Origin of the sequence: Thermococcus sp. GR6 (assembly GCF_012027415.1) — an archaeon.
GTDB lineage: Archaea > Methanobacteriota_B > Thermococci > Thermococcales > Thermococcaceae > Thermococcus > Thermococcus onnurineus.
In genome coordinates this window covers 1,071,106-1,095,796 of the sequence record NZ_SNUM01000001.1, presented here as the reverse complement: position 1 = coordinate 1,095,796, position 24,691 = coordinate 1,071,106, and the positions used below count along the sequence as shown (strand labels likewise).

General features: G+C 49.2%; 25 protein-coding genes. 13 read left to right on the top strand and 12 right to left on the bottom strand.

Features of this window, described 5'->3' with window-relative positions; all coding sequences use genetic code 11:
- The first annotated feature begins 61 nt into the window (after nucleotides 1-61).
- Nucleotides 62-3,556, top strand: coding sequence for a DNA polymerase domain-containing protein (locus E3E32_RS06185; RefSeq protein WP_167731027.1), 3,495 nt, complete (start codon nucleotides 62-64; stop codon nucleotides 3,554-3,556).
- A gap of 4 nt (nucleotides 3,557-3,560) precedes the next feature.
- Here E3E32_RS06185 and E3E32_RS06180 read toward each other — a convergent pair whose 3' ends face one another.
- The 4 genes from E3E32_RS06180 to E3E32_RS06165 are packed head-to-tail and all read right to left on the bottom strand — an operon-like array spanning nucleotide 3,561 to nucleotide 8,582.
- Nucleotides 3,561-4,553 carry a hypothetical protein gene (locus E3E32_RS06180; RefSeq protein WP_167730821.1) on the bottom strand — a complete coding sequence of 331 codons (993 nt, stop codon included), beginning with the start codon at nucleotides 4,551-4,553 and terminating at the stop codon, nucleotides 3,561-3,563.
- 16 nt (nucleotides 4,554-4,569) lie between these two features.
- On the bottom strand, nucleotides 4,570-6,423 hold the full coding sequence (locus E3E32_RS06175; RefSeq protein ID WP_167730820.1) for an ATP-binding protein: 1,854 nt from the start codon (nucleotides 6,421-6,423) through the stop codon (nucleotides 4,570-4,572).
- A gap of 4 nt (nucleotides 6,424-6,427) precedes the next feature.
- Complete coding sequence (locus E3E32_RS06170) at nucleotides 6,428-8,164, bottom strand: DNA double-strand break repair nuclease NurA (RefSeq protein WP_167730819.1); 1,737 nt, start codon at nucleotides 8,162-8,164, stop codon at nucleotides 6,428-6,430.
- Complete coding sequence (locus tag E3E32_RS06165; protein ID WP_167730818.1) at nucleotides 8,154-8,582, bottom strand: DUF6884 domain-containing protein; 429 nt, start codon at nucleotides 8,580-8,582, stop codon at nucleotides 8,154-8,156. The genes E3E32_RS06170 and E3E32_RS06165 overlap by 11 nt, the downstream gene beginning before the upstream one ends.
- A 126-nt stretch (nucleotides 8,583-8,708) precedes the next feature.
- Between E3E32_RS06165 and E3E32_RS06160 the strand changes: the two genes are divergently transcribed.
- Together E3E32_RS06160 and E3E32_RS06155 are read left to right on the top strand one after the other, a co-directional pair.
- Entirely contained in the window at nucleotides 8,709-8,930 is a 222-nt protein-coding gene (locus tag E3E32_RS06160; RefSeq protein WP_167730817.1) for a hypothetical protein, read from the top strand.
- Entirely contained in the window at nucleotides 8,917-9,309 is a 393-nt protein-coding gene (locus E3E32_RS06155) for a type II toxin-antitoxin system VapC family toxin (protein WP_167730816.1), read from the top strand. The genes E3E32_RS06160 and E3E32_RS06155 overlap by 14 nt, the downstream gene beginning before the upstream one ends.
- On the opposite strand, the gene E3E32_RS06150 is transcribed toward E3E32_RS06155, so the two are convergent.
- From E3E32_RS06150 to E3E32_RS06140, 3 genes are read right to left on the bottom strand one after another with little or no spacing between them, the layout of a single operon-like run.
- Nucleotides 9,302-10,009: an HAD family hydrolase gene (locus tag E3E32_RS06150; protein ID WP_167730815.1), complete on the bottom strand. Its 708-nt coding sequence runs from the start codon at nucleotides 10,007-10,009 to the stop codon at nucleotides 9,302-9,304. The genes E3E32_RS06155 and E3E32_RS06150 overlap by 8 nt on opposite strands.
- Before the next feature lie 40 nt (nucleotides 10,010-10,049).
- Nucleotides 10,050-11,066, bottom strand: coding sequence for a DUF3226 domain-containing protein (locus E3E32_RS06145; protein ID WP_167730814.1), 1,017 nt, complete (start codon nucleotides 11,064-11,066; stop codon nucleotides 10,050-10,052).
- A complete protein-coding gene (locus E3E32_RS06140) occupies nucleotides 11,067-11,606 on the bottom strand; it encodes a DUF2391 family protein (RefSeq protein WP_240910571.1) in 540 nt (179 codons plus the stop codon).
- Between the two features lie 65 nt (nucleotides 11,607-11,671).
- Between E3E32_RS06140 and E3E32_RS06135 the strand changes: the two genes are divergently transcribed.
- The 4 genes from E3E32_RS06135 to E3E32_RS06120 all read left to right on the top strand — a co-directional run bounded on the left by E3E32_RS06135 (nucleotide 11,672) and on the right by E3E32_RS06120 (nucleotide 17,070).
- On the top strand, nucleotides 11,672-13,141 hold the full coding sequence (locus tag E3E32_RS06135) for an S-layer protein (RefSeq protein WP_167730812.1): 1,470 nt from the start codon (nucleotides 11,672-11,674) through the stop codon (nucleotides 13,139-13,141).
- Between the two features lie 163 nt (nucleotides 13,142-13,304).
- Nucleotides 13,305-14,483, top strand: coding sequence for an MFS transporter (locus E3E32_RS06130; protein WP_167730811.1), 1,179 nt, complete (start codon nucleotides 13,305-13,307; stop codon nucleotides 14,481-14,483).
- A 38-nt stretch (nucleotides 14,484-14,521) separates the two neighbouring features.
- Complete coding sequence (locus tag E3E32_RS06125; RefSeq protein WP_167730810.1) at nucleotides 14,522-16,747, top strand: DHH family phosphoesterase; 2,226 nt, start codon at nucleotides 14,522-14,524, stop codon at nucleotides 16,745-16,747.
- Nucleotides 16,748-16,815: 68 nt separating this feature from the next.
- Nucleotides 16,816-17,070 (top strand): hypothetical protein, encoded by a 255-nt coding sequence (locus E3E32_RS06120; protein ID WP_167730809.1) that lies wholly within the window; start codon nucleotides 16,816-16,818, stop codon nucleotides 17,068-17,070.
- On the opposite strand, the gene E3E32_RS06115 is transcribed toward E3E32_RS06120, so the two are convergent.
- Nucleotides 17,067-17,675 carry a PEGA domain-containing protein gene (locus tag E3E32_RS06115; protein WP_167730808.1) on the bottom strand — a complete coding sequence of 203 codons (609 nt, stop codon included), beginning with the start codon at nucleotides 17,673-17,675 and terminating at the stop codon, nucleotides 17,067-17,069. The genes E3E32_RS06120 and E3E32_RS06115 overlap by 4 nt on opposite strands.
- 89 nt (nucleotides 17,676-17,764) lie before the next feature.
- Between E3E32_RS06115 and E3E32_RS06110 the strand changes: the two genes are divergently transcribed.
- Nucleotides 17,765-17,980: a hypothetical protein gene (locus tag E3E32_RS06110; protein WP_167731026.1), complete on the top strand. Its 216-nt coding sequence runs from the start codon at nucleotides 17,765-17,767 to the stop codon at nucleotides 17,978-17,980.
- 54 nt (nucleotides 17,981-18,034) lie between these two features.
- On the opposite strand, the gene E3E32_RS06105 is transcribed toward E3E32_RS06110, so the two are convergent.
- Genes E3E32_RS06105 through E3E32_RS06095 form a run of 3 tightly spaced genes read right to left on the bottom strand, consistent with a single transcriptional unit; the run spans nucleotide 18,035 to nucleotide 19,942 of the window.
- Complete coding sequence (locus tag E3E32_RS06105; RefSeq protein ID WP_167730807.1) at nucleotides 18,035-19,213, bottom strand: MFS transporter; 1,179 nt, start codon at nucleotides 19,211-19,213, stop codon at nucleotides 18,035-18,037.
- Between the two features lie 3 nt (nucleotides 19,214-19,216).
- Nucleotides 19,217-19,507, bottom strand: a complete 291-nt coding sequence (locus E3E32_RS06100; RefSeq protein WP_167731025.1) for a PadR family transcriptional regulator — start codon at nucleotides 19,505-19,507, stop codon at nucleotides 19,217-19,219.
- Nucleotides 19,508-19,555: 48 nt separating this feature from the next.
- A complete protein-coding gene (locus E3E32_RS06095) occupies nucleotides 19,556-19,942 on the bottom strand; it encodes a PaaI family thioesterase (protein ID WP_167712273.1) in 387 nt (128 codons plus the stop codon).
- 92 nt (nucleotides 19,943-20,034) lie between these two features.
- On the opposite strand from E3E32_RS06095, the gene E3E32_RS06090 reads away from it, so the two are divergent.
- From E3E32_RS06090 to E3E32_RS06070, 5 genes are all read left to right on the top strand, one after another.
- A complete protein-coding gene (locus tag E3E32_RS06090; RefSeq protein WP_167730806.1) occupies nucleotides 20,035-20,433 on the top strand; it encodes a DUF2240 family protein in 399 nt (132 codons plus the stop codon).
- Between the two features lie 120 nt (nucleotides 20,434-20,553).
- A complete protein-coding gene (locus E3E32_RS06085; RefSeq protein WP_167730805.1) occupies nucleotides 20,554-21,594 on the top strand; it encodes a substrate-binding domain-containing protein in 1,041 nt (346 codons plus the stop codon).
- Between the two features lie 39 nt (nucleotides 21,595-21,633).
- Nucleotides 21,634-22,341, top strand: a complete 708-nt coding sequence (locus tag E3E32_RS06080) for an ABC transporter permease (protein ID WP_167730804.1) — start codon at nucleotides 21,634-21,636, stop codon at nucleotides 22,339-22,341.
- Nucleotides 22,338-23,060, top strand: a complete 723-nt coding sequence (locus E3E32_RS06075) for an ABC transporter ATP-binding protein (RefSeq protein WP_167730803.1) — start codon at nucleotides 22,338-22,340, stop codon at nucleotides 23,058-23,060. The genes E3E32_RS06080 and E3E32_RS06075 overlap by 4 nt, the downstream gene beginning before the upstream one ends.
- A 61-nt stretch (nucleotides 23,061-23,121) precedes the next feature.
- Entirely contained in the window at nucleotides 23,122-23,667 is a 546-nt protein-coding gene (locus E3E32_RS06070; RefSeq protein WP_167731024.1) for a nicotinamidase, read from the top strand.
- On the opposite strand, the gene E3E32_RS06065 is transcribed toward E3E32_RS06070, so the two are convergent.
- On the bottom strand, nucleotides 23,594-24,640 hold the full coding sequence (locus E3E32_RS06065; protein ID WP_167730802.1) for an AI-2E family transporter: 1,047 nt from the start codon (nucleotides 24,638-24,640) through the stop codon (nucleotides 23,594-23,596). The two genes, E3E32_RS06070 and E3E32_RS06065, sit on opposite strands and share 74 nt — an antisense overlap.
- Between the last annotated feature and the right edge of the window lie 51 nt (nucleotides 24,641-24,691).

The following is a 24,691-nucleotide window of genomic DNA, read 5'->3' as shown; positions in this document are numbered from 1 at the left end:
TGATGAACATCGATGGCGAAGTTTATTAGTTCTGGATTCGATAACCCAATAGGTGTTGGTTATGATCCTCGACGTCGACTACATCACAGAGGGTGGAAAGCCTGTCATCAGGATCTTCAAGAAGGAGAAGGGTGAGTTCAAGATTGAATACGACAGAGACTTCGAGCCTTACATCTATGCACTCCTCAAGGACGATTCTGCCATCGAGGAAGTGAAGAAGATAACGGCGAAGAGATATAACACCGTCGTCAAGGTCAAGCGTGCCGAGAAAGTGAAGAAGAAGTTCCTCGGTCGACCGGTTGAGGTATGGAAGCTCTACTTCGAGCACCCGCAGGATGTCCCCGCCATAAGGGATGAGATAAGGAAGCATCCCGCTGTGGTAGACATCTATGAGTATGACATCCCCTTCGCCAAGCGCTACCTCATAGACAAGGGCCTCGTCCCCATGGAGGGCGATGAAGAACTGAAGATGCTCGCCTTTGACATCGAGACGCTCTACCACGAGGGTGAGGAATTCGGAACCGGACCCATACTCATGATAAGCTACGCGGATGAGAACGAGGCGAGGGTTATAACCTGGAAAAAGATCGACCTGCCCTACGTTGACGTCGTCTCAACCGAGAAAGAGATGATAAAGCGCTTTTTGAGGGTTGTTAAGGAGAAGGATCCTGATGTTCTCATTACCTACAACGGTGACAACTTCGACTTCTCATACCTCAAAAAACGTTGCGAAAAGCTTGGGATAAGCTTCACCCTCGGGCGGGACGGAAGCGAGCCGAAGATACACCGCATGGGCGACCGCTTCGCCGTGGAGGTTAAGGGGAGGATTCATTTTGATCTCTATCCGGTAATAAGGCGCACCATCAACCTGCCGACCTACACCCTTGAGGTTGTTTATGAGGCGGTCTTTGGCAAACCCAAGGAGAAGGTATACGCGGAGGAGATAACCCTTGCCTGGGAGAGCGGCGAGGGGCTTGAGCGCGTTGCGCGCTACTCTATGGAAGATGCAAAGGCAACCTATGAGCTCGGAAGGGAATTCTTCCCGATGGAGGCCCAGCTTTCGAGACTGATAGGCCAGAGCCTCTGGGACGTGTCGCGTTCCAGCACGGGCAATCTGGTTGAATGGTTCTTGCTGAGGACGGCCTATGAGAGGAATGAGCTGGTACCGAACAAGCCAGACGACAGGGAGCTAGCGAGGAGAAGGAACAGTTACGCCGGCGGCTACGTTAAGGAGCCCGAGCGCGGACTATGGGAGAACATCGCTTATTTGGACTTCAGGAGCCTGTATCCTTCCATTATCATAACCCACAATGTCTCGCCGGATACGCTCAACAGAGAGGGCTGCAAGGAATATGATGTCGCCCCTCAGGTCGGCCACAAGTTCTGCAAGGATGTTCCTGGGTTCATCCCAAGTCTGCTCGGTGCCCTGCTTGACGAAAGGCAGAAGATAAAGAGGAAGATGAAGGCTACGATAGACCCCCTCGAGAAGAAGCTCCTTGATTACAGGCAGAAGGCTATCAAGATCTTGGCCAACAGCTTCTATGGATATTACGGCTATCCCAGGGCAAGGTGGTACTGTAAGGAGTGCGCCGAGAGCGTTACCGCCTGGGGCAGGGAGTACATTGAGATGACGATAAGGGAAATTGAGGAGAAATATGGCTTTAAAGTGCTGTATGCGGACAGCGTCACCGGGGACACCGAGATAATCATACGGCGGAAGGGGCGTGTTGAGTTCGTCAGAATCGAGGATCTATTTGAAAGGGTCGATTACAGAATAGGTGAGAAGGAGTACTGTACCCTTGATGGAGTTGAAGCCCTGACCCTTGACAACAGGGGGAAGCTAGTCTGGAAGAAGGTTCCCCACGTCATGAGGCACAAAACTGATAAGAAGGTTTATCGCGTTTGGCTTACCAATAGCTGGCACTTGGAAGTTACTGAAGACCACTCCCTTATCGGCTACCTCAACACCTCCAAGGTAAAGCCGAACAGACCGTTAAAGGAGCGGTTCGTTGAGGTTAAACCGGAAGAACTCGGAAAGTCAGTGAAGTCCCTCATAACGCCGAGGAAGGCCTTAGCCAAGAGCGTAAAGCCAAACCCGGTTGCGGTTAAGTTCTGGGAGCTGGTGGGGCTTCTCGTCGGCGACGGCAACTGGGGTGGTTCTTCAAACTGGGCCAGATACTACGTTGGCCTCGCCTGCGGCAACGACCGGGACGAAATAGCCCAGAAAGTCCTCGAACCGCTGAAAGAGATGGGAGTGATCTCGAACTACTACGACAAGAGCAGGAAAGGCGACCTCTCGATACTCTCAAAAGGACTGGCGCGGTTCATGGTTAGGTACTTTAAGGATGAGAACGGGGAGAAGGGGATTCCTGGCTTTATGTTCAACATCCCGCGCGATTACATAGAGGCTTTTCTTAGGGGCCTGTTCACGGCCGACGGAACGGTCAGCCTGAGGCGCGGCGTTCCAGAGATAAGATTGACCTCCGTCAACGGGGCCCTCTTAGAGGACGTTAGAAAGCTCCTCTGGCTCGTAGGAGTTTCGAACTCGATGTTCAGGGAAAGCAATCCAAACAGGTACAACGGAAAGGTCAGCGGCACATACTCAAAGCATATCCGCATCAAGGACAAGAGGGCCTTCGCCGAGAGGATAGGCTTCATCCTCGAAAGGAAGCAGAGGAAGCTCGTCGAAAATCTCAAGGAATCTATGATGAAAAAGAGGGCCTTCAAGTACGACTTTGACCTTGTGCAGATTAAGAAAGTTGAGGAGATACCCTATAATGGCTACGTCTATGACATAGGGGTTGAGGACACCCACAGGTTCTTTGCCAATGGAATACTCGTCCACAACACAGACGGCTTTTATGCGACAATACCAGGAGCGGACGCTGAAACTGTCAAAAAGAAGGCTAAAGAGTTTCTTAAATATATAAACGCCAAGCTGCCTGGCCTCCTAGAGCTTGAGTACGAGGGCTTCTACAAGCGCGGCTTCTTCGTCACCAAAAAGAAGTACGCCGTTATCGACGAGGAGGGCAAGATCGTAACTCGCGGGCTGGAGATAGTCAGGCGTGACTGGAGTGATATAGCTAAAGAAACGCAGGCTAGGGTTCTTGAGACTCTCCTAAAGGACGGTAATGTTGAGAAGGCCGTTAAGATAGTCAAGGAGATAACCGAGAAGCTGAGCAAATACGAAATCCCGCCGGAGAAGCTCGTTATCCACGAGCAGATAACCCGCGAGCTTAAGGACTACAAAGCAACTGGTCCACACGTGGCAATAGCCAAGCGTTTGGCGGCGAGGGGAATAAAAGTTCGCCCCGGCACGATAATCAGCTACATCGTCCTTAAGGGAAGCGGAAGGATAGGCGACAGGGCGATACCCTTCGACGAGTTCGACCCAACGAAGCACAAGTACGACGCTGACTACTACATCGAGAACCAGGTTCTCCCGGCTGTGATGAGGATTTTGGAGGCGTTTGGATATAAGAAAGAGGATTTAAGATACCAGAAGACAAAGCAGGTCGGCCTTGGGGCGTGGCTCGGTGTGAAGGGGAAGAAGTGAGAGGTCATTTAGTCTCTTTCTCCAGCATTTTTGCTACAACTTCCCTTTCTAGCCTTTCTCTGACCTCTCTGAATCTGAGTTCTTGAAGAGATGTTCCATATTTTTTGAGAGTTTTATCGAGTTCTTTTCTTGATTCCCAATACTTTTCTCGATCTTGCGGGGATTTTGTTTGAAGATATTGGATTTTGTGTTGAAGGAATAGCTCGTATTTCTCGCGAATTTCTTTGTTTATTCTTCCCTGTTCTTCTAGCTTTTTCATAGCATTCCTGTAAAACTCGTCATAATGAAAGAGCCATCCTTTATAGTCTGCACCCCAGACTCCAAGCTCATCTAGGAGTTTATGCCTATTGGGGTGGTATACACCGAGAACAAAAAGCCATTCGGGGGAATACTCATTGGTAATGGTCTCAACAACTTTTCTCAAATGCCCGTTCCCATTTTTCAAGTACACGTATTTGCTATTTTGCCGCCTCCCGAGAAGACCTCCGATGGCGATGTATTTGTAGCCCATATCCAGGAGCATTCCATAGCATTTTTTATATTCATCAGCATCGTTGCCTTGGGCTACACCTATTAGTTTGAACTTTTTCTTGAATCCGTTGTCTTCGTAGACGTTGATAGCCTCTTCAGCACTTTTTAAGGTGCCATCCATGTCATGGAGAACGTCTTTTATAATCCCATAGTCAACTTTTAACTGGATATATTTTTCAAAGAGCTCCTCGTAGGTGTGGTTTGAACCATTTTTCTGGAATACTCCGCTGTCAGAGATTTTTATAATGTTCTTTTTTAAAAGCCTGTTAAACCTTCTCCCCTTTTCAGGAATATCGTCGACGTACTTCAGCTGGGTTTTAGCTGGGAACTTACTAAACAGCTCAGTGAATTGGTGAGATACATTGACATGAGTCATTAGTCCAAATTGGAGGTTAGGGAATTTAATGAACAGTCCCTTGAGAATTTCTAGACTAGCTCTGCGATCTAAAACAAAAAATGGAATCATAAAGGCCACCTGGGAATTATAGTCTGAGTTGCTTTTTTAATTCATCGATCTTAAGATCGTAGAGGACATCACTTAAAGGTGTAGGCCTGACTATCCCCTCTAGACTATATCTTCTGAAGACCTCCATTAAGATAGTAGAGTTAATAGCCGCACCTGTAAGAACGGCTTTTCCAGTGCCAATGTTTTTTAGCATCTCGATTTCTATCTTGGTTAACCCCTCTGTGACTTTCTTAACATATTCTTGATCATCTGGATTCTTTAACTGGTGGAGTATTAACGTATTGCACTGTGATACTACTTCTACGTCTACAGTAGAGGGTTTTTGTGAAATGATCCCATAAGATAACTTGAATTTTCTTCCTTCATATGCTAGATCCCGAAGTGATGAAACTGCTAACCATCCTGCATAGTCTCTCTCAGGTGATGCATGAGCTGGAATTAGAGATCTAGCTTCCTCCAGTATAAATAGAAGTGGATATCTAGACTTCTCTGGTATCCTGATGGTCTCTTTTGTGTCTTCATTGTATATTCCAAATTTGTAAGCCCTAAAAATATATTCCACTATTGCGAATACAACAACTTTACGCATTTTTTCTGGGAGAGAGTATAATGAGAATACGTGAATTCTTTCTGGAGTATTCCCCATGAATATATCAACTGAAAGTTTATCAACTTCACTAGGGTCTGCCATCTTTTTGAGATCCCTGTACGCATTTTTGAGCCTTCTTAACTTTCCGTCTAGTGCTCTCCTAGTGGCATCATGTTCAATTCTCCGGGTCTTTTTTATCAGATCTTCTATAAATGCTTCTCCTTTTCTATCAGTTTCATTTCTTTCTTTGTCATCTTTTGGCTTAATAAAATCGTATAAATATCTCCTCTGAGCATCACTAAACCTCTCTCCAAGGAAACCTTCCATAAGTTTAAGTGTGAAGTCCTCAAATCCTTCTCCATAATATTTTAGTTCCGGAAAAATAATGTGTTGTCTAATGTTTTCTTTAAGCTTTTTCTGGAATTCAAATAAGTCGCTCTTCTTGATATCATCCAGGTTATATTTAATCTTGTTAATAATGTCTCTAAAGTTAGTAATGACGTACCAGATAGGTTGATTTAGGAGAACACTCAATGTTTGAAGCAATGGTGTAAGCTCTTCTGGCCGGATACTAAGTCCCTCACTTTCTAAAAATGCTAGCATCTCACGTTTCTTATCTGGATTTATCTCAAAGACACCCTCAAAATTCACAACAGTTCTATTGGCATTAGTAGCGGAGTAATAGTCTCCATGCGGGTCAAAAATTATTATCCGATACCCTCTCATTGCAAGTTCCTCAATGATCTTGGCAGCAGTATTAGTCTTCCCTGAGCCAGTCATACCAAATACTGCAAAATGCTTGGTAACAAGCTCGTCTCCATTAACTGTTATTGGAATCTTCTCTGTTGATCCAAAACTTTCGATTTTTCCGATTGGAATGAACTCAGGGGATTTCTTATAGAATAGTATCCTAAGACTATCGGTACTAAGAGGATACACCTCTTTACCAGGAGGTACTGGTTTGCGATTTTGCTCAATTTTATCTCCTTTTAAAAGGCCCACCACTTCACATTCCGCAATGGCATATGTGTATCTTTCGGGAGGAAAAGACACTCCAATGCCCTCAATAAGCTCTTTGGCTAGTGCTCCGGCCTGTTCAATACTTAATAGAGGATTTTCTTTCTTTACATCCAGGATCCTCCCAACTATCTTCTCATCCTCATCTAGTGGCACTTCGACATAACTAAAGACCAAGTTCTCTTTTTCTGCTTCTTTGTCAGTTATAACAAACTTAAAGCTCAAAGTTGAGGTCACTTCAACAATATTCCCGATCTTTTTCATCTTTTCACCCCCTTTCCCAAAAGTTTCTAGATAAGGCTTTGAATATTCTCAACATATCTTCTGTCCTGAATTCTCCACTTAGAATGTCAACTAACACATATTCTAGGATTTGTCTTAGGTAGTTAGTATGTGTCCTGGCTACTTTGTCAGTGTAATATAGGATAATTGGAAGCCCATAATTGGGGTAGAATAGGGATAGCAGATATGTAGCTCCTACTATCGGAGTGTAGTCAGAGTATATGTCAAAGAACTCAATCCTAATTGGCTCTCTTAGCGGCGTTGTCCTAAGGTATGAGAACAAGATTCTCTTTTCCTCGGGATCAAAATAATATTGCAAGATGCTTCTGTAATCATTGTCTATGCCATATTCTCCATGTCCTAATTTATCTTGGAATATTTCTCGGGTCACATACCTGTATGTTTGAATAGGAGTGGTGTATTCTCCTTCATTGAGAAGATTTGTTGTGATAACAGAGTCCGTTATATTCAGCATTTTGATCATCCTGAAAATGTACTGGTAGAAATCTCTCTTGTCTCTTTCAAGTCTTCTTGACCGTATCCTATCTACAATCGCATCAAAAGGAACCCCATGCGCTGCGTGTTTGTCGAATATGCTCTTAATATTTTTTGGAAGGTCATAATATTCATCCGAGATATATGACATCAACAAAAGTGGGGGTAATACATATTGGACGAATTCGGTTGCCCTTTCAATATTTTCTACTACAGCAACCAGTGGAACTTCATTCTCTTTACAAAGATCGTATAACTCACGTAGGAGCCAGAAATATATGGTTATTCCGGGGTAGTATTCCCTGTCTTCAAATTCTATCATGTTTCCGGTTCTGATGTTCATTGGAAGTGCCTTGTACCAAAGCCTTGAAAGTCTGCTATCGCTTCCTGAGTTCTCCAAGCGAGTTATAATGCTCCCATATATCTCCTCTACATTTTCTACTTCCTCATCGTGAAGTTTTCTTAATAATTCTTCGCCATACTCATCCTTACTAATGATATCTCCCTCATAGCTGTCCGGTCCCAGTTCCTCTGCGGATCCAAGATCTAAACTAAGCACACGAACTGCTTCTTCTTTCTTTAGGAATATATCAGTAAAACCCCCAATAGCTCTGACTAGCGGGCCATGCATAAAAACAATCGGCTTAAATCCTCGGTTGATGCTTCTCTCAATAACAACTTTTGCCACAAACAAATTTCGTAGATATCCCCAGAATTGGTTCCGTTTTTCAAAATAAGCATCTTCTCTGAAGTCCACTTTAAAATCCCTTACAATAGGCCCCAGGTATTCTTCCTGTCTCTCTGGGGTTCTAGATATTCTGAACGCAACACTTTTCAAATATGCATATGCACTACCCTGGAGAGGCATTTCGACTCTGGACTCATCAATCCCAATAAGCTCTATTTTGGCATCTCTAAATATCTTTGTCGCTAAGTCTATGTTCAGGCGCTCAATAACGTCATCTCTTGAGTGAAAGGGAGCATCGGGACATGTATCCAATAGACATTGAACCTCCAGGGAATAGGGCGATAAAGTTCCAGTTCTGCATGCGGTTAGAGTTAGTGGCGTATTGTTTCTTATTTCTAATGGAATTTCTTCTAGTATGAACTTGAAAACTTCTTTTAAAAGATCCTGGTTCTTCCTAATTTCCTCTGGGACAATTAGGAACTCATTTTGTAACGCCTTCTTCCTGCCTAAATCTGTGAAATACGTCTGTTTAAATGCCATAAAGCGCCCCCTCTAAAATTTTATCAAGGTTTCTGATATCTCCCATATTCCCATATCCAAAACTTATCAGTCTCGTGCCAGTCTCTTTACATGCTTTCTCAATTAGCTCTCGATACTCTTTCCTGGCCCCGCCTTTGTAGAAAATGATCAGATCAAAGTTCTTGATGACTTCTCTGACCTGGGGCAGAAGCTCTGCCGCTCTTTCAGGTGTCATGACTTTATCATAGGGTTCTATGACAGTATCAGCATTGACCAATCCATACTTAGCACTGAGGATATAAAACGGAAGTCCAAGTTCTTTTGACCTGCGGTAGAGATGTCTGATTCTTGAAGACTTGTATAACTTACCTGCAGGTTGTGGTGTGTTTTCTTTTTTAGCACCACATGCCGTTACTAAAGCCACCTTAATGGTGATCACCTGGGTATGTTAGGAGATTAGAGATATTTAAGTTTTTAGGTAAAATTTGCCTACAATCATCATTGGTTTTAATGTCCCGAAACCCTTTTATCCTCGCAATACAAAACGTATTTTGAGGTGTAATACATGGCAGTTATCACGGTTAGGATTCCCGACGAGCTGAAGCTCAAGATGAAGGAGCTCAACATCAACTGGAGCGAGGAGATACGGGAGTTCATAAGGAGGAGGATAGACGAGGAGGAGCGGAGACGGAAGATACGGGAAGCTTTGGAGCTCGCAAAGGCAAGTGGGAGCGTGAGCAGGGGCTTTGCAGCAAAGTCAGTGAGGGAGGACCGTGATAGTCGTTGATGCCTCATCCCTAGTAAAGGTCGTTCTTCAGGAGCCTGGCTGGGAAAAGGTTCCAGTGGAGCCCAGCGTGGCGACTCTCGACTACGCGCTCGTTGAAGGCATGAACGCCATCTGGAAAGCGGTGCGGCGAAAAGAATTGACCTTGGAACAGGGAAAGATCAAGATAACCGTGCTCAAAACATTGGGGAGTTCATTAACCCTCTTCGAGGCTGAAAACTTCTTTGAGCGCTCCCTTGAAATCGCCCTAAAGGAAAACATCACTATCTACGATGCCATGTACATAGCTCTCGCTGAAGCCCTCAACGCCGAGTTCCACACCGCCGACGAGAAGCAGTACTATGCGGCTCAAAATTATGTGAAGGCAAAGCTGGTCAGGTAGCTTTTCCTTTCTCTAACTCCTCCAACACCTCCAGAATTCCCTCCACTCCCGGCACCTCAAAGCCCCTCTCGTGGATTTTCCTCACTTCCTCGGCCTCGGGATTAATCCAGACCGCCCACATCCCCATTTTAAGCGCTCCCTCAAAGTCTTCTGCATAGGTGTCGCCAATGTGGATGGTCTCACCTGGCTCAACGCCGAACGCTTTAAGCGGCTTCTCGAACATCTCGGGCATTGGCTTGTAAGCGAAGACCTCGTCCGCAAAGAAGGTCTTGTCCACGAACTTCATCAGCCCGAAGCGCTCAAGCAGAAGCCTTGTGTAAGAGCCAGGCCAGAACATCACGTTGCCCGTAACGGTGACCTTTAGGCCCTTCCTCTTGACGCCCTCAAGCGCCTCCTTTGCCCCCGGCAGAACGATTTCATCACCGACCTTAAGAACCGCCTTCGCGGCAGCCCTCCTTACAACCTCGACATCCGTTCCGAGGAGCTCTGCCAGAAGTTCCTGGCTCTCCTCTAAGGCCCTCTGAGGGTCACCTGCCGTTTCTGCCCTCATGCGCTTTATCCTCTCCCTTGTGAACATCATGCCCTCCACTACGTCGAGTATGCATACCCCCATGAGCTTGGACAGCTCAACGGCCATAGCATCGAGCATGACGTTGAGGTCTAGGAGGGTGTTCCAGACATCGAATGAGGCGAGCTTCATGCGTATCACCTGGAAGAGTTGGGGAAGGTGGAATAAAAATTCAACGGTTTATGCCTGAGATAATGAAAAGCCCTTCCATAAGCCCCGCTTCCCTAAGAATGGCCTTGAGGTTTCTGAAGCGGGAGCGCATGACAAAAAGCTCGTAAAAGCCTTCCAGATTGCCCCAGTGTCCGTAGGCCGAAAGAGCCAGGTACATGACCTCTTTGGGCTTTAGCTTTCTGCACAGGCTCTCGTTTAGGGTCCTTAATGCCGGTCTGATTCTCTCCAGAAGTCCCTCCCGCTCTATGAGGTGGAGCATTAAATCTTCAACAGTGGGCTTCTTCCACTCGATTAGCTCGTCCTCAAAGGGAAGGCCTATGATTAGAGGTATTACCTCTGTCTTCCCAACTCTAAAACCTGTGGCCGTTTTTTCAGGACGGAACCGGGAGAGCTTCCCGGTTATTGAGGCCATCGCACTCTCTCTGTCGTCATCAACATCTATGGCGACTCCTATTTTGTCAACACTGAATTCAAAGACTTCCATTGCTCTGATAAAGTTGCCGAGGTTTCTGATAACTCCCGAATTGCCCTCACTTGGGATTACCGCTAAGAAGCCATTCTCATTTCTCAACAGCTCGAAGTTCTCACGCTCGAAGACCCTCTCAATGAATTTTAGATTCGCTGGAACTTCTCTGCTCTCTTTGAACTTGAAGAGCTTCTTGAAGACCGCCTTAAAGAACTTAGCATCAGTCTTACCCTCGACGAAAAGGACGCTTGCCCGGAAGGGTTCACCGGTAAAGCCGCCTCGGAGATCGAAGTCAAGGTATTTTCTCAGCTCATAGGCCTCCTTGGCGGTTAGATTCTTTCCAGTGTCGGAGTAAATAAGGAAATGTCCCTCGCCTCTGAACTTACCAAGTATGAGGTCTATGAGCTCGAGGCTCGCTGTTATCACCGTCTCCTCCCCGGTGAGCGATCTAACAATCTCAACTAGCTCTCTCCGGTTTTTTCCGCATTCGGGAAAAATCAGTGTGTTATCATCTGCAAAGGCCTCAAATCTCTTTCCAGTGATGATCCTCATTCACTTCACCATGTCAACAGTTATCGCTCCGATGACGGCGAATGTGCTTATAAGTATGGTCGCGTTGAGGTACTGCTCCGTCGTAAAGTCGGCTATCCCGTTGATGCCGTAGAGGTATATTAACCCGGAGGAAATCAGATACGCTATCAAGGTCACGGTGAGAAGTCTTTTTGGGACATGGAAGAGCTCCTCTTTTTTGAGGTTGCCTATCTGGGACTTCGCAATGAAGAGGTATGCAATGGCCAGGGTCATGAGGAGGATTACCAGGGAGCGCTCTACGGATATGTCTTTGGCGATTTCCCAAAGTTCGCCGGTGAAGAGGAATGGAAGGGCGAAGGTTACCGCACCGATGATCTCCTGGGCTATGTCGTCCCACCCGAGCCTGTCGGGCACCTTCTTTTTTTCGACCTCTCTGCGGAGCTCTTCAAGACTGTTGTATATCTCGTCAAGCTTATTTTTCATTTCGTTTCCCCTTTTGTCTTCTGGTGGGTGCTCAGGTTCGGGGTTCATCATCCCGTCAGCATTGGATTCACTCATCATCGCAGAAAGGATTTCCCCAGGAAAAGTTATAAAGGTTGAGATGCACCTTAATTCGGTGATAAACGATGAAAAAGGCTTTGGCTCTGTTTGTGAGCCTGACAATTCTGGGCTTGCTTCTTACGCCGATTAATGCAGTGATTACTGGCATTAATTCTGCCAATACCGTGATAGTTCTACCAACTACCAAAATAGTTAACGGCGTACCCCTTCACATAGGTGAGGACGCGATAACGGGCTCAAGACTCGGAGCTTTTCTGGTTCTCAGGGGGATTTCTCAGGGAACTTACACTACCACCGTTTCTGTACCCGTTGAGTACCACAGTGTGGTTATTCCTGATGAAAACCAGATATACAAACTCAATCCAATCGACATGCCCGACGTCGGAGTGAACGTTAGCGACGTACCCGTGGGGCACGCTGTAGTTGTTCAGGTTGACTTCTCCCGCGTTGAGTTTAACTCCACTAACGGGATGGCTGAGTTCCTCGACAGAAGCGTAGAGATAATCTTCAACGAGAACACAACGCCCCTCGATATAGGCGGCGATTATAAGGTTGTCTCGGCGACCATTGATGGGAAGGACACCATGTACTTCTACGCGTACTTGGAGGCCGACTCTGAATCTAGCTCGCTTGGCGATTCCATAGTCGTCGGTGGCTGGAAGATAAAGCTGCTCGACATAAACCTCGACGTCTCCAAGATGCTCATCGAGCTGACCTATCCCAGCGGCCTCATCAAGACCAAGACCATGAGCGAGGACAAGTACTACGTCATGTACGTCGACACCAACGGTGCCGAGGACTTTGAGGAGTACGACACCTATCCCTCTGCAAGAATAAACGAACTTCTCGAAACTGGGGCGAAGAACGTCTTCCTTTTCACCCCCACGGACTTCTTCGTTGGCATAAACAACGCCCAGATGGTCACCTACGACTACTGGTACTACGAGAAAGTGAAGCAGTACTCGGACGGTGATGTCTATAAAGGCCAGTGGATCTGGGACATAGACCCTGATAACGGGCTCTACACCCTCTACCTCCACGTGAACGAGAGCCTCGAGAGCTTCCCAAGGGTGTTCATAGGGTCAGGAGACGCCCTAGAGCTCCCAACTGATTGGGGTCTTGAGATTATGGCGGTCTTCCAGAGGGACGAGAACGGAGGGATAGTTGGAGTTGAGGGCTACCGCTTCGTCCGCGTTGCCACGGTTACGAGAACCGTCTCAGTTATCGCCCCGAAAGTCGAGGCTACGGACGATGTTTACGACTTCATCATCGAGGATACCGACCTGACGAGCCTTCCATCGGACAAGAACGTTATAATAATAGGTGGCTGGGTCAGCAACAAAGCCTGGGAACTCCTCGAGCAGGTCTATGGAACGAACATCGTGGATGCCATCAAGGCCGAGGTAGAGCAGAAAGGATACGTGATAAAAGAGCTGGACAACCCGAACAACCCGCAGTACAAGGTAATCATACTCGCAGGAAAGACCTATGAAGAGACAAGGCTTGCGGTGGAGACGTTTATGGAAGAAATGTGAAAGCTTATTTTATCCCGTTTTTCTAATTTTACTCACTCTTATTTAAGCCAGGGAATGCTCGTATTTTTTTGATTTAATCGGTGAGTAATGCCTTTTTTTGTTAATAAATTTTTTGGCATGGCGTGGGGTAGGTTTATATACTCAAACCCTCGTCTAAACGTTCATGCCACTGCAGAATTACAGGGACTTCAGCAGGGATGCATGGTTGCTCGTGGCCTACTCGTTTATATCCTGGCTAGGCGGCAACATAGCATGGTTCATATTCCCGTTCTATCTAAAATCCCTCGGCTTTGACTACACAAACATTGGGATAGTCTTCTCGCTCTCGACCCTGGCTCAGGCGAGCGTTCTCCTCTTCTCGGGCCCTCTCGGCACGAGGATAGGCTACAAGAGGGCCGTTCTTCTTGGAGTCTCACTGATGTTCTTGGGCAGGCTCATCCAGGTTCTATATCCGACCATAGTCATGCTCACCCTGGGCGGCGTGCTCATTGGGATAGGCCTCGCCTTTGAGGGCCCCTCCTACATGGCCCTGCTGAGCGGTGAAGTTAGCGACGAGAAGAGGCACTACCTCTTCAGCCTCTCATCCGCGATGGGAACGATAGGTTCCGCAGTGGGCCTCCTTTTAGCTGGCTTCCTGCCAAGGTACTTAGGCTACCGCGAGGTCTTTGCGCTGGTTCTCCTTATAATCCCGATTAGATTCGTTATCGTGCTCTTCGTGAAGTCCATTCTGGCAAGCACGGAGAAAAGACTCGACCTCAATAAGAAACTGCTCCTGAGAATCGGTCGCTTCGCTCTTCCGAGCGCCCTCATTGGTCTCGGTGCCGGTGTTACGATACCATACATGGGCCTCTACTTCAACCAGCGCTTCGGCACGAGCCTGGAAAGCATAGGCTGGCTCTTCGCCCTTCAGCAGTTCATAATGGGCCTTGGCATGTTTATCCTCCCGATGATAGCGGACAGGCTCGGCAGTGTCAAGACCATAGTCTCTTTCAACGGAAGTGCCAGTTTCCTGATAGCTGCGATGCCATTCTCCCCGACTTTCATGGTAGCGGCCTTCATCTACACCGTTAGAACTATTCTCATGAACATAGTCAACCCCATATGGAACTCCTTCATGATGAGTTCCTTCTCCAAGGAGGAGCGTTCGACTGTAATGGCCTTGAACAACCTCTCCTGGACGGCCACCTTCGGAATAGGTCAGTACATAGGCGGCAGGCTTTTCGACTTCTCTTTCACCTGGCCGTTCCTTATAACGGCATTCCTTTACGTAATCTCTATGCTTGTCTTCTGGGGTTTCTTCCGGGACGCAGAGACAAAAGGTTATAAGTCCCCATCGGCCTAAAGTGACTTCAGTGAGAGAACTTCTGGAGAGTGTGAGCCATGGTGGTTAAAGACTGTCCTGAGTGTCACGGAACGGGTAAAGTCAAGGTTGGCGAGAAGGAGTGTCAAGTTTGTAACGGCTGGGGCTATGTTCCGGCTGATTTCAAGCTCGACAAGCAGCTTAAAGGTTATAGAAACCTGGACTACTTCGGCGTTGAAGACGAAGTTGACGAGATACCCTGTCCCGAGTGCCACGGCAAGGGCGTTGTACCGGTTTACGACACTTGTCCAACCTGCGGCGGAACTGGCCGTGTTCTCGCCTGCGACATCTGTGGTAAGGTGAAGGAGCCCTGGGAGCCCGGTATGGAAACCACCTGGGTCTGTCCGGACTGCATGAGGAAATACAAGGTGGTCTATATTCTCGACAAGACCTGCGACTATGAGGACGTTGAGATAGGCAATGTATATAAGGGAACCATAGACAGGGTGGAGCGCTTTGGTGTTTTTGTGAAGCTTAACCCGCACGTTACAGGGCTTATCAAGAGGAAGGACCTCCTTGGCGGCAGGGATTACGTTCCGGGTCAGGAGATACTCGTCCAGGTTCTTGATGTTAGACCCGACAAGCGCGAGGTTGACCTCATAGAGTCGGCCCTCAAGCACTACAAGGAGGTCGTCGTTAGAAAAGAGCTTCCAGTTACTCCAATCGGCGAACTCAGGAAGGACATGGCCGGAAAAACCGTGAGGATACGCGGTAGGGTCACCCAGATACAGGTCACCGGCGGCCCAACGGTCTTCACGATAACCGACGGAACGGGCATAACTTGGGCGGCCGCCTTTGAGGCACCGGGCGTTAGGGCCTATCCTAACATAAACGTCGGCGACATCGTTGAGATAATCGGAAAGATAGCCTTCCACTCCGGCGAGATACAGATAGAAGTCAGCGACATGGCCCGCCTCTGGGGTCCGGAGGCGGCTGAGGTAAAGAAGAAGATTGAAGAGCAACTCGACAGGAAGGCCCAGCCCGAGGACGTTGGCTTCCTCGTGGAGAGCGAGGTTCTGGAGAAGCTCAAGCCGAAGATAATGAAGGCCGCCTTCATGATAAGGCGCGCCATCTATGAGGGCAGGCCGATACTGCTGAGGCACCACGCCGATGCCGACGGCTATACCTCCGGCTTGGCCCTTGAATACGCAATAGTCCCGCTCATCGAGGAAGTTTCCCCAGACCCTGGCGCGAGGTGGAAGCTCTTCAAGCGCAGACCGAGCAGAGCACCGTTCTACGAGCTTGAGGATGTCCTCAAGGACATAATCTTCATGGTCGAGGATCACGAGAAGTTCGGCGATCCATTACCGCTCGTCGTCATAGTGGACAACGGCGGAACGAGTGAGGACATTCCAGCCTACAAGCGCATCAAGGCCTATGGAGTACCGATAGTCGTCATTGATCACCACGATCCGAGGGAGTGGATAAGCGAGGACAAAGCGGCCGTCGATGAGTATGTCGACGTTCACGTCAATCCTCATCATATCAAGCGCGGCTACTACGAACTGACCGCCGGAATGCTGGCAACTGAAATAGCGCGCTACATTAATCCTGCTGTAGAAGACAAGATCAAGCATCTGCCGGCCATAGCCGGAACTGGCGACAGGAGTAAAGCACCGGAGTTTTACCAGTACCTTGAGATAGCCAAGAAGGCGAAGGGTCTAACCGAAGAAGATCTCAAGAAGATAGCCGAGGTTATAGACCACGAGGCCTATTTCTGGAAGTTCATGGACGGGCACGGCATAATCGACGAGATACTTCTCCTAACGGGCAACCTGCAGAGGCACAGAATGCTTATCGACGCAATTTATCCAGAGGTCAAGGAGAAGCAGGAGAAGGCCCTTAGGGCTTCACTGCCTCACGTCAAGAGCGTCGTCCTGCCGAACGGCATAAGGTTCAACACCATAGACATAGAGCTCTACGCACCGAAGTTCAGCTACCCGAGCCCTGGCAAGCTGAGCGGCCTGATCCACGACCACTTCAAGGAGAAATACGGCGAGGACAGCCCGATACTCACTTTGGCCTACGGCCCGGACTTCGCTGTTGTCAGGGCGAGCGACGGCATGGCGGCCTACAACTTCGACCTCAACGAGATAATACCCAAGCTCCAGGAGGCACTCCCGAGTGCTGGCATCGAGGGCGGTGGCCACAGCTACGCTGGCTCAATAAAGTTCTTCGAGGGTATGCGCAAGGAAGTGCTTGAGGAGTTCGCCAAGCAGGTGCTCAAGCTGAAGAAGAGCTCTTGACCCTTTCTCAACCTTTTTAAAGGTGAAAGCTGAAGGTTTTTATGGTACAAGTTTTTGGAGGAGTCCGAATGAAGGTTAAGGTTGAGGTTACTTTTAGAATGGGCGGCGTTTCTTACCGCGGCCACAGATGGGAGGATGACGTTCTCGTCTTCGAGTTCGAGAGGCTGGGGGATGCCTTTATCCAGGTTCTAAGCAAAAGGATTGTGGAGGAGGAAGTTGAGCGCGAGCCTGCTAAGGTCCTCGTGGAGCTCCGCACGAAGGACGGGGGCAAGGTCTTCGAGGCAACTGAGGTGGACGGGGTTTATAGGGTGATAGAGCCTTAGCGCTTTCTCGCGAGTGCAGGTGTCAGTGCTGTCAGTATCAACAAGCTAGGACCGCAGATGTTTTCTTCGTTATTTCTTGTTTCCTTCTTTGCTAGTGATGTCTCTCCTGGCAGCTCTATTGGGTCTAGGCTTATCGTAACGCATCCTCCTCTCTCCCCGCGTATCGTGGTGTTGTAAATTGTCTTCCCATCACGCTTTATCGTTAGGCTGTAGATGCCTACTGGAACGTCCGTCTCGTTAAGGGGCGTCTCTCCGATAAGCTCTCCGTCGAGATAGACTTCCAGCCCCTTCTCCTTTGTGAGTATCCTGAGCTTGAAGGTTGGGTGCTTCAGCGTGGCGTTAATCAGTTTTCTTTCCCCATCTCGCAGGGAGACGTTCAGGGAGTAGACGAGGTAGTCGGGGTTGTAGAGCTGGATGGTGTAGTTGCCCGGCGTGATGGTGAGGTTGAGGGGTGTCTCGCCAACGTTCTTTCCGTTGATGAAGACGTGGGCCTTTGGGGTACTAACTACCATAAGGTACGCCGTTTGATTCTCTGAAGTGGTGAGGATTGGTGGAGTTATAAGCAGCATCGCCAGGAGGGCAAGAAAAAGGGCATGACCCTTCATTACTCCTTCCTCCAAGTTGCTTTATACCACTGACTATAATTAGGGTGAACGTTTTAAAGTTTGTCCCCTACCTACCTGCGGTGATGCCCATGTACATGGCGGAGTTCAAGCTTCGCTTTGGAGATAGGAAATGGTACGTCAGGAGGATAATCGAGGCTAACTCACTTGAAGAGGCCGAGGAGATGGCCGAGCGCTACGCCAAGGCCATGAACAAAGGCGAAGTCCTCTGGGAGCTGAGCTACGTTATAGAGGCTGAGAGGCCGCTTCTCATAGGAAAGGAAGAGCTCGAGAAGCTTGGGGCTTGATTTTGCTGTTCTTCTCTCCTCCCGGCTTTTCTGCAAAGTAAAAATGAAACGAGGCTACTCCCTCACAAACGCCATCAGAACCATAGCTATCGCGTTCATCAGCGCTGCGAAGGTGAACGAGTAGGTCAGTGAATAGCTCTGCCACAGCCAGCCCGCTATCACCGAAGCTGGAAAGACAAAGACACCAAAGACAGTGTGGTATGCGCCTATGATTGTCCCCTTCTCGAATTCCTTCGCTAAGTCAGCCATGTAGGCCCTCGGTATGGTGTCTTCGATGGCTATGTAGAGGCCATAGAGCACGAAGGCTGCTATTAGGGTGTAGAAGTCCCTCGCGTATGCGAAGGCCAGCGATGCCAGAGCCGCTATTCCGAAGCCGAGGGTTATCATCCTCTTCTTTCCGAAGGTGTCCGAGTAGGTTCCGAGGGGATAGGCTGAGAGAGCGTAGATTAGGTTGAAGAGCGCGTAAAAGCCCAGTCCCTGAACGACTGAGAAGCCGAGCTCCTCGGCCTTCCAGAGTGTGAAGGCGTAGCTGTACCTGCCGAGGGCGCCGATGGCAACCACGACGAGGAAGAGGCGCAGGTTTCTGGATTTGAGCGCCGAGATGCCCTTTACCTTCTTCTTTACCTCGCCACCTTTGTCTTTGACCAGCAGTATGACGATGACGACTCCGATTAAGCCTGGAATAGCCGAGAGCAGGAAGAGATAACGGTAGGCGGTTTCTAGGGGCAGGCTTTTGAGCAGCTCCAGAATCGCTATCGCCGCCAGCGGTCCGGCAACAGCTCCAAGCGTATCCATCATTCTGTGAAAGCCAAAGGACTTGCCTGTCTTCCCCTTCTCACTGGATTCGGCAATGAGCGCGTCTCTTGGTGCGGTTCTTATTCCTTTGCCCACCCTGTCGAGAACCCTTAGGGTTACAAAGTCCCACCACGAGTGGACGAATGCAAGGGCCCCCTTGGCGATGGTGGAGAACAGGTAGCCGAAGGCCACGAAGAGCTTCCTTTTTCTAAAGCGGTCGCTGAAGTAGCCGAAAAGTACTTTAAACAGCGAGCTCAGGCTTTCGATGAGGCCCATTATCGAGCCGCTCACGACCTTGCTAATTCCCAGGATTTCAGTCAGATAAGTTGGTACTACCGGTGCTATCATCTCACTGCTCATGTCGTTGAGGAAGCTGACGATCCCGAGCAGGAAGACGTTCCAGCTAACGCCGAAGATTTTCTTTTCCTTCTCCTCCATATTTCACTCCTCCAGGAGTTCTCTGCACAGCTCCCTAACTCGTTCCCTGCCCTCTTCGAGGGCTTTCTTTCCCTCTGGAGTTATCTCGTAGACTCTGACGCGCCTTCCGTCCCTTACTTCCCAGCGGCTCTTTAGGAGCCTGCTTTCCTCCATGCCGTGCAGAAGGGGGTATATCGTGCCCGGACTGATGTGATAGCCATGTCTTTTGAGCTCTTCCATCATGAAAGAACCGGTTATTGGCTCCCTTTCTGCGTGGTGGAGGACGTGCAGAGTCAGGAAGTCGCGGTATTTCATATCGAACACCGATATCGAAATCCGATATTGGGATTTAAAAAATTTTGGTCACTCGAGGACGTGCTTCTCAAGGACGTAGCAGTGGAAGGTTCCCTCAAAGACCTTCTCGTTCTTCTCGTTGAACACTTCGGCTTTCACGAGCTTCTTTTTGCCCAGATCTTCCACCAGGGAGGCCTTAGCGAGGAGTCTCTCGCCGGCTTTGACCGGTTTCAAAAAGCGCACCTCGGCCTTTCCGAGAACAACGGTCGGCTCGTTTACAGCGAGCATGGCCGCGTAATCGGCAAGCCCGAAGGTGAAGCCTCCATGAACCAGTCCGTACTCGTCGACCTTCATCTCGTCCGTCGTCTGAAGAACGACCTCTGCATAGCCTTCTCCAATTTTAACGGGCTTCCCCACAAGGGTCTCAGAGGTTAGAATATGCGTTCTCTGCTCCACGATCATCACCACTTTAAATTTTCTTCACCGTTTAAACCTCTAACGGGCAAAGGTTTATCTATTCCAACGCCCTAAAAACGTTAGGTGATTGTGTGCACCCGCTGAAGCGCGCCGTTGAGTATAAAGGCTCGGTTGAGTTCACGAGGAGCGAACTCGTTGGAATCATCGCCTTCAGCCTCAGGCTCATGGACATTAAAGCCACGAAGGAGCTCATAGAGAAATCCATCGAGAGTGGCCTCCTCGAGGAGAGGGAAGGAAAGCTGGTTGTAAACGAGGCCTTGTTAGAAGAGGAAGAGGCCAGTGAAGACCTCTTCAACGAGATGGTTGGATATATAGCGAAGTCCCTCGGCTGGGAACGGGAGGAGGTTCTCGAAGGCATCAAAGCTATGCGCGAGCGCTACGGTGACCTTGACGAGAAGGTTCTGGCGTATCTCTTTGGTATGGATAAGGGAGTGGACATGGCAAAGTTCAGGGAAAGGCTTGAGCTCTAGGTTTTCTCTTTTCGACTCACGTTATAGACATCAGGATGCAGATGTTGTTAAACAAATCAGTTTAACTTAGACAAAAATGTTTATAAGATTGGCCTTCGTCCAGCTAACGGTGGGGGCATCATGAATAAGAAGATAAAGCTGTTAGCTCTACTGGTGTTCCTCCTTGTTGGGTTTTCCTATGGTTGTATTAGTAACACGAACACCAGCACAACAAGCACTGTCTCCGAGAAGCCCAAGGTTTTGACGATTTCAACAACAACCAGCCTCTACGATACTGGAATTCTTGAGAATGTGGTCGCGCCAATCTTCAAGGAGAAGTACAACATAGAGCTCCGTTTCATTCCTAAGGGAACCGGTGGAGCGATACTCGACGCTAAAAGCGGTGCCAGTGACGCTATCCTCGTTCACGCTCTGTCGAAGGAGCAGGCCTTTATGGAAGAGGGCTACGGTGTTAACAGGAAGGTTTTCGCCTACAACTTCTTCGTCATCGTCGGCCCCAAGGATGACCCGGCTGGAATAAGAGGGCTCAGCGTTACTGAGGCGTTGAAAAAGATAGTCGAGTACGGAAGGGCACATCCTGACCAGCTCGTCTGGGTCTCAAGAGATGATGGTTCCGGAACCAACACCAAGGAGATAGCCCTCTGGAAGAATGCTGGCTTTGAGTTTGAAGCTTTAAAGAACGAGAGCTGGTTCGGCACGACCGGTTCTGGAATGGGCAATACCCTCCTCTACACCAGCGAGAGAAATGCCTACACTCTCTCCGACATCGGTACATACCTCAAGTACCAGAAGGAAGGCAAGATAAACCTCGATGTCCTCGTCGACAAGGGTGAAGAGCTTATCAACGTCTACGCTATAATCATCATTAATCCTGAAAAGATATCGGGCAAGGACTTTGAAGGCGCGATGTTCCTCGCTGAGTGGTTGACCTCAGAGGAGGGCCAGAAGGCAATAGCTGAGTACGGAAAGGACGAATTCGGAAGACCTCTATTCTACCCAGCGGTTCCGGTCCTTAAGAGTCAGGAGGGAGAAGTCTTCAAGTGGATACTCAAGTACGGCTTCATGAAGGACGGCGACAAGTACACCGAGTGCCCTGAGAAGTTCAGGTACAAGCCTACCTACGACTTCTTCGAGTTCCCTGCCTCGGTCGTGGAAGGCTAAGCCTTTTATTTTCTCTTTCCATCTCTGGGTGGATGAGCTATGGCATGGGACTACATAATCCAGGGATTTTCAGAGGCCATCAAACTGATAGACGACCCGTACGTCATTGAGATAGCCCTCCGTTCAATTAAGGTCTCTGGGATGGCTACTCTCATTGCCGTTGTCTGGTCTTTGCCACTCTCGGTTCTGCTTGGACTCAGGGACTTTCCAGGTAAGTGGCTCGTGAAGACACTGATAAACGGCCTCATGGGAGTTCCCACCGTCATCTGGGGGCTGGTGCTGTACCTTATGTTCGTTCCACTTGGCCCACTCGGCTCACTGGGCCTGCTCTATACCGAGATGGGAATAAGCATCGGCCAGGCTCTGCTGATCACTCCGATAATCATGAGCATAGTCGTAAGCTCCCTGGAATCCATTGAGGGTGAAATAAGAGAGCTCGCTTTAACCCTCGGTGCCGATGAGATTAGGGCTTCCTTACAAGTCGTCAGGGAGAGCATCGGGGGAATAGTCCTGGCGATAATAGCGGCCTTCAACAGGGCAATATCCGAACTCGGTATAGCGCTCATGATAGGCGGAAACATCTACGTAAAGGGCGGCGTCTACAATACCCGCGTCCTGACGACGGCCATACAGATGTACACGGTCAGGGCTGAGGTAAGCATAGCCATAGCGCTGGGCATAATCCTGATGGGCATAGTCCTTACCGTGAACCTTCTATCGAACCTCGTGAGGAAGTGGTTGGCATGAGCCTTGTTAGGGTTCTAAACCTTGTCAAGGCCTATGATGGGAAAAGGGCTCTTGACGGCGTCAGTCTTGAAATCATGAAGGGTGAGATATTCTGCGTTATGGGCCACAGTGGTGCCGGAAAGACGACCCTTCTGAGGGTTCTTGCCCTGCTTGAACGGCCAGATTCCGGTGAGTACTACTTCGATGGGGTCAGAGTTTCTTGGAACCGGCCGGGAAGTATCAGAAAGGAAATAACAATGGTGTTCCAGACGCCGGTGATGTTCAACACCACCGTCTTCAAGAACATAGCTTATGGCCTGATGCTGAGGGGTTATCCAATGGCCGAGATCAAGAGGAGGGTGGAAGAAGTTCTGAGGCTTGTGAGGCTTGAGGGGTACGAGCACAGAAAGGCAAAGACCCTCTCGGGTGGTGAGAAGCAGAGAGTGGCCATAGCGAGGGCGATAGTGCTGGAGCCAAAACTCCTCCTGATGGACGAACCAACTGCCAATCTGGACCCGACGAACTCCACCATAATAGAGGACATAGTCCGGGAGATTGCTAAGGAAAACGGGACCACAATAGTCTTCTCTACTCATAACATGTTCCAGGCCAAGAGGCTCGCGGACAGGATTGCCCACATGTATTCCGGACGGATTGTTGAGATTGGGGATACAAGGGAAATCTTCGAGAAACCCAAAAATGAGCTAACGAGGAAGTTCATCAACGGTGAGCTTTTCTGAAGTTCACTTATTCCGCGAACTGTTTTTAATGTGTTTTTCGAAATGTTAACTGGTGGTTGACATGCCTGAGGCGGCCTTGATAGTTGTAGACATGCAGAGGGATTTCATGCCTGGAGGAGCCCTTCCCGTTCCGGATGGTGACAAAATCATCCCGAGGGTGAACGAGTACATCAGAAAGTTCAAGGAGCGCGGGGCTCTGATAGTTGCCACGAGGGACTGGCACCCTGAGGACCACATCAGCTTTATGGAGCAGGGAGGTCCCTGGCCGAAGCACTGCGTTCAGAACACGCCTGGTGCCGAGTTCGTTGTTGAACTTCCTGAAGATGCAGTGGTAATCTCGAAGGCGGCCGATCCGGATAAGGAGGCCTACTCCGGCTTCGAAGGAACCAACCTGGCGGAAATCCTGAAGGAGAAGGGTGTAAAACGTGTTTACGTCTGCGGTGTGGCAACAGAGTACTGTGTTAAAGCCACGGCCCTCGACGCGGTCAGGCACGGCTTTGAGACCTATCTCCTACGCGATGCCGTCAGGGGCATCAATCCTGAGGATGAGGGGAATGCTTTGAGGGAGCTGGAGCAGGCTGGTGTGAAGGTTCTTTCCTCGCTATGACTCTCTTCCACTCTTTTAGGAGCGTCAGAAGAAGGTTGAGGACTATAGGCCCTATTATCAGCCCTTTTATCCCCATTGCCCACGTGCCGCCAACCATTCCGATGAAGACGAGCGTCTCATCGAGGTCCGTGTCCTTGGCCACTATCAGCGGCCTTATAGTGTAGTCAGGCATCGGAGAGACGAGGAAGAACCCATAGAGCGAGATGCCGGCAGCGTGGAGGTACATTCCCTCTTTAGCGAAGTAAGCGGCGGCAATGAGCCATATCATCCAGCCTTCGAAGAGGGGCACGAAGCTGAAGAGGAACGTAAGAAAGCCTGCCACTATGGCGGTGTAAATATCTGAAACGCCGAAGATTATGAAGCCGAGGGTCATGAGCACTCCCTTGGCAACGTTGAGGAGGAGCCACGCCCTAACCAGGGCACCCAGCGTTTTGCTTACGCTTTGGAGTATCTCTTCGCCGAGGTGCCGGTTTTTCTCGGGGAGGGAAAGCTGTATCTGCTCGATTATGCTCGTTGAGTTTGTCAGGGCGTAGTAGAATGTGAAGAGGAAGATGAACAGCTGCAGGATGTACATGGGGAGTGAAAAGGCCTGTTTGGATAGATACTCGGAAAGTTTGGGTATGAATTCTCCTGAGAAGTTCCTGATGAAGTCAAGAACTTCTGAGGGAAGCGGTTGGGTCAGCACCCAGTTGAAGAAGTCGACGACGTTGTAGTAGAACGATGCAGCAACCTGGGCGGAGATCATTATAAGTTCCGCCGTTATGGTGCCCCCAAGACCCACCATTCCGGCCGTCAGCAGGAAGGCCGACCTTGCCTCGCCGAGCTCTGGGATTAGTCTCTTGTGGATAGGATAGACTGCGTAAGCCAGAACGAGGCCGAAGAATATTGGCGTGATGAGCGGACTGACGACTTCCCAGGCGATGTAGATTATGACCAAGACCGTTGCGGCCCACGTGATTATCTCCGCCCTCATAAGCCCTCGACAGATTTATTAAGTCCGTCCTTATAAACTCTGCGTGGTGGG

Bases quoted from the DNA above. Each gene is read 5' to 3' on its own strand.
- E3E32_RS06170 (WP_167730819.1), bottom strand. From the start codon at position 8,164: ATGGCATTTAAACAGACGTATTTCACAGATTTAGGCAGGAAGAAGGCG.
- E3E32_RS06135 (WP_167730812.1), top strand. From the start codon at position 11,672: ATGAAAAAGGCTTTGGCTCTGTTTGTGAGCCTGACAATTCTGGGCTTG.
- E3E32_RS06160 (WP_167730817.1), top strand. From the start codon at position 8,709: ATGGCAGTTATCACGGTTAGGATTCCCGACGAGCTGAAGCTCAAGATG.
- E3E32_RS06065 (WP_167730802.1), bottom strand. From the start codon at position 24,640: ATGAGGGCGGAGATAATCACGTGGGCCGCAACGGTCTTGGTCATAATC.
- E3E32_RS06075 (WP_167730803.1), top strand. From the start codon at position 22,338: ATGAGCCTTGTTAGGGTTCTAAACCTTGTCAAGGCCTATGATGGGAAA.
- E3E32_RS06105 (WP_167730807.1), bottom strand. From the start codon at position 19,213: ATGGAGGAGAAGGAAAAGAAAATCTTCGGCGTTAGCTGGAACGTCTTC.
- E3E32_RS06120 (WP_167730809.1), top strand. From the start codon at position 16,816: ATGAAGGTTAAGGTTGAGGTTACTTTTAGAATGGGCGGCGTTTCTTAC.
- E3E32_RS06145 (WP_167730814.1), bottom strand. From the start codon at position 11,066: ATGAGGATCATCACTGGAAAGAGATTTGAGGCCTTTGCAGATGATAAC.
- E3E32_RS06130 (WP_167730811.1), top strand. From the start codon at position 13,305: ATGCCACTGCAGAATTACAGGGACTTCAGCAGGGATGCATGGTTGCTC.
- E3E32_RS06140 (WP_240910571.1), bottom strand. From the start codon at position 11,606: ATGATGAGTGAATCCAATGCTGACGGGATGATGAACCCCGAACCTGAG.
- E3E32_RS06180 (WP_167730821.1), bottom strand. From the start codon at position 4,553: ATGATTCCATTTTTTGTTTTAGATCGCAGAGCTAGTCTAGAAATTCTC.
- E3E32_RS06115 (WP_167730808.1), bottom strand. From the start codon at position 17,675: ATGAAGGGTCATGCCCTTTTTCTTGCCCTCCTGGCGATGCTGCTTATA.
- E3E32_RS06070 (WP_167731024.1), top strand. From the start codon at position 23,122: ATGCCTGAGGCGGCCTTGATAGTTGTAGACATGCAGAGGGATTTCATG.
- E3E32_RS06125 (WP_167730810.1), top strand. From the start codon at position 14,522: ATGGTGGTTAAAGACTGTCCTGAGTGTCACGGAACGGGTAAAGTCAAG.
- E3E32_RS06185 (WP_167731027.1), top strand. From the start codon at position 62: ATGATCCTCGACGTCGACTACATCACAGAGGGTGGAAAGCCTGTCATC.
- E3E32_RS06085 (WP_167730805.1), top strand. From the start codon at position 20,554: ATGAATAAGAAGATAAAGCTGTTAGCTCTACTGGTGTTCCTCCTTGTT.
- E3E32_RS06150 (WP_167730815.1), bottom strand. From the start codon at position 10,009: ATGAAGCTCGCCTCATTCGATGTCTGGAACACCCTCCTAGACCTCAAC.
- E3E32_RS06100 (WP_167731025.1), bottom strand. From the start codon at position 19,507: ATGAAATACCGCGACTTCCTGACTCTGCACGTCCTCCACCACGCAGAA.
- E3E32_RS06175 (WP_167730820.1), bottom strand. From the start codon at position 6,423: ATGAAAAAGATCGGGAATATTGTTGAAGTGACCTCAACTTTGAGCTTT.
- E3E32_RS06110 (WP_167731026.1), top strand. From the start codon at position 17,765: ATGTACATGGCGGAGTTCAAGCTTCGCTTTGGAGATAGGAAATGGTAC.
- E3E32_RS06080 (WP_167730804.1), top strand. From the start codon at position 21,634: ATGGCATGGGACTACATAATCCAGGGATTTTCAGAGGCCATCAAACTG.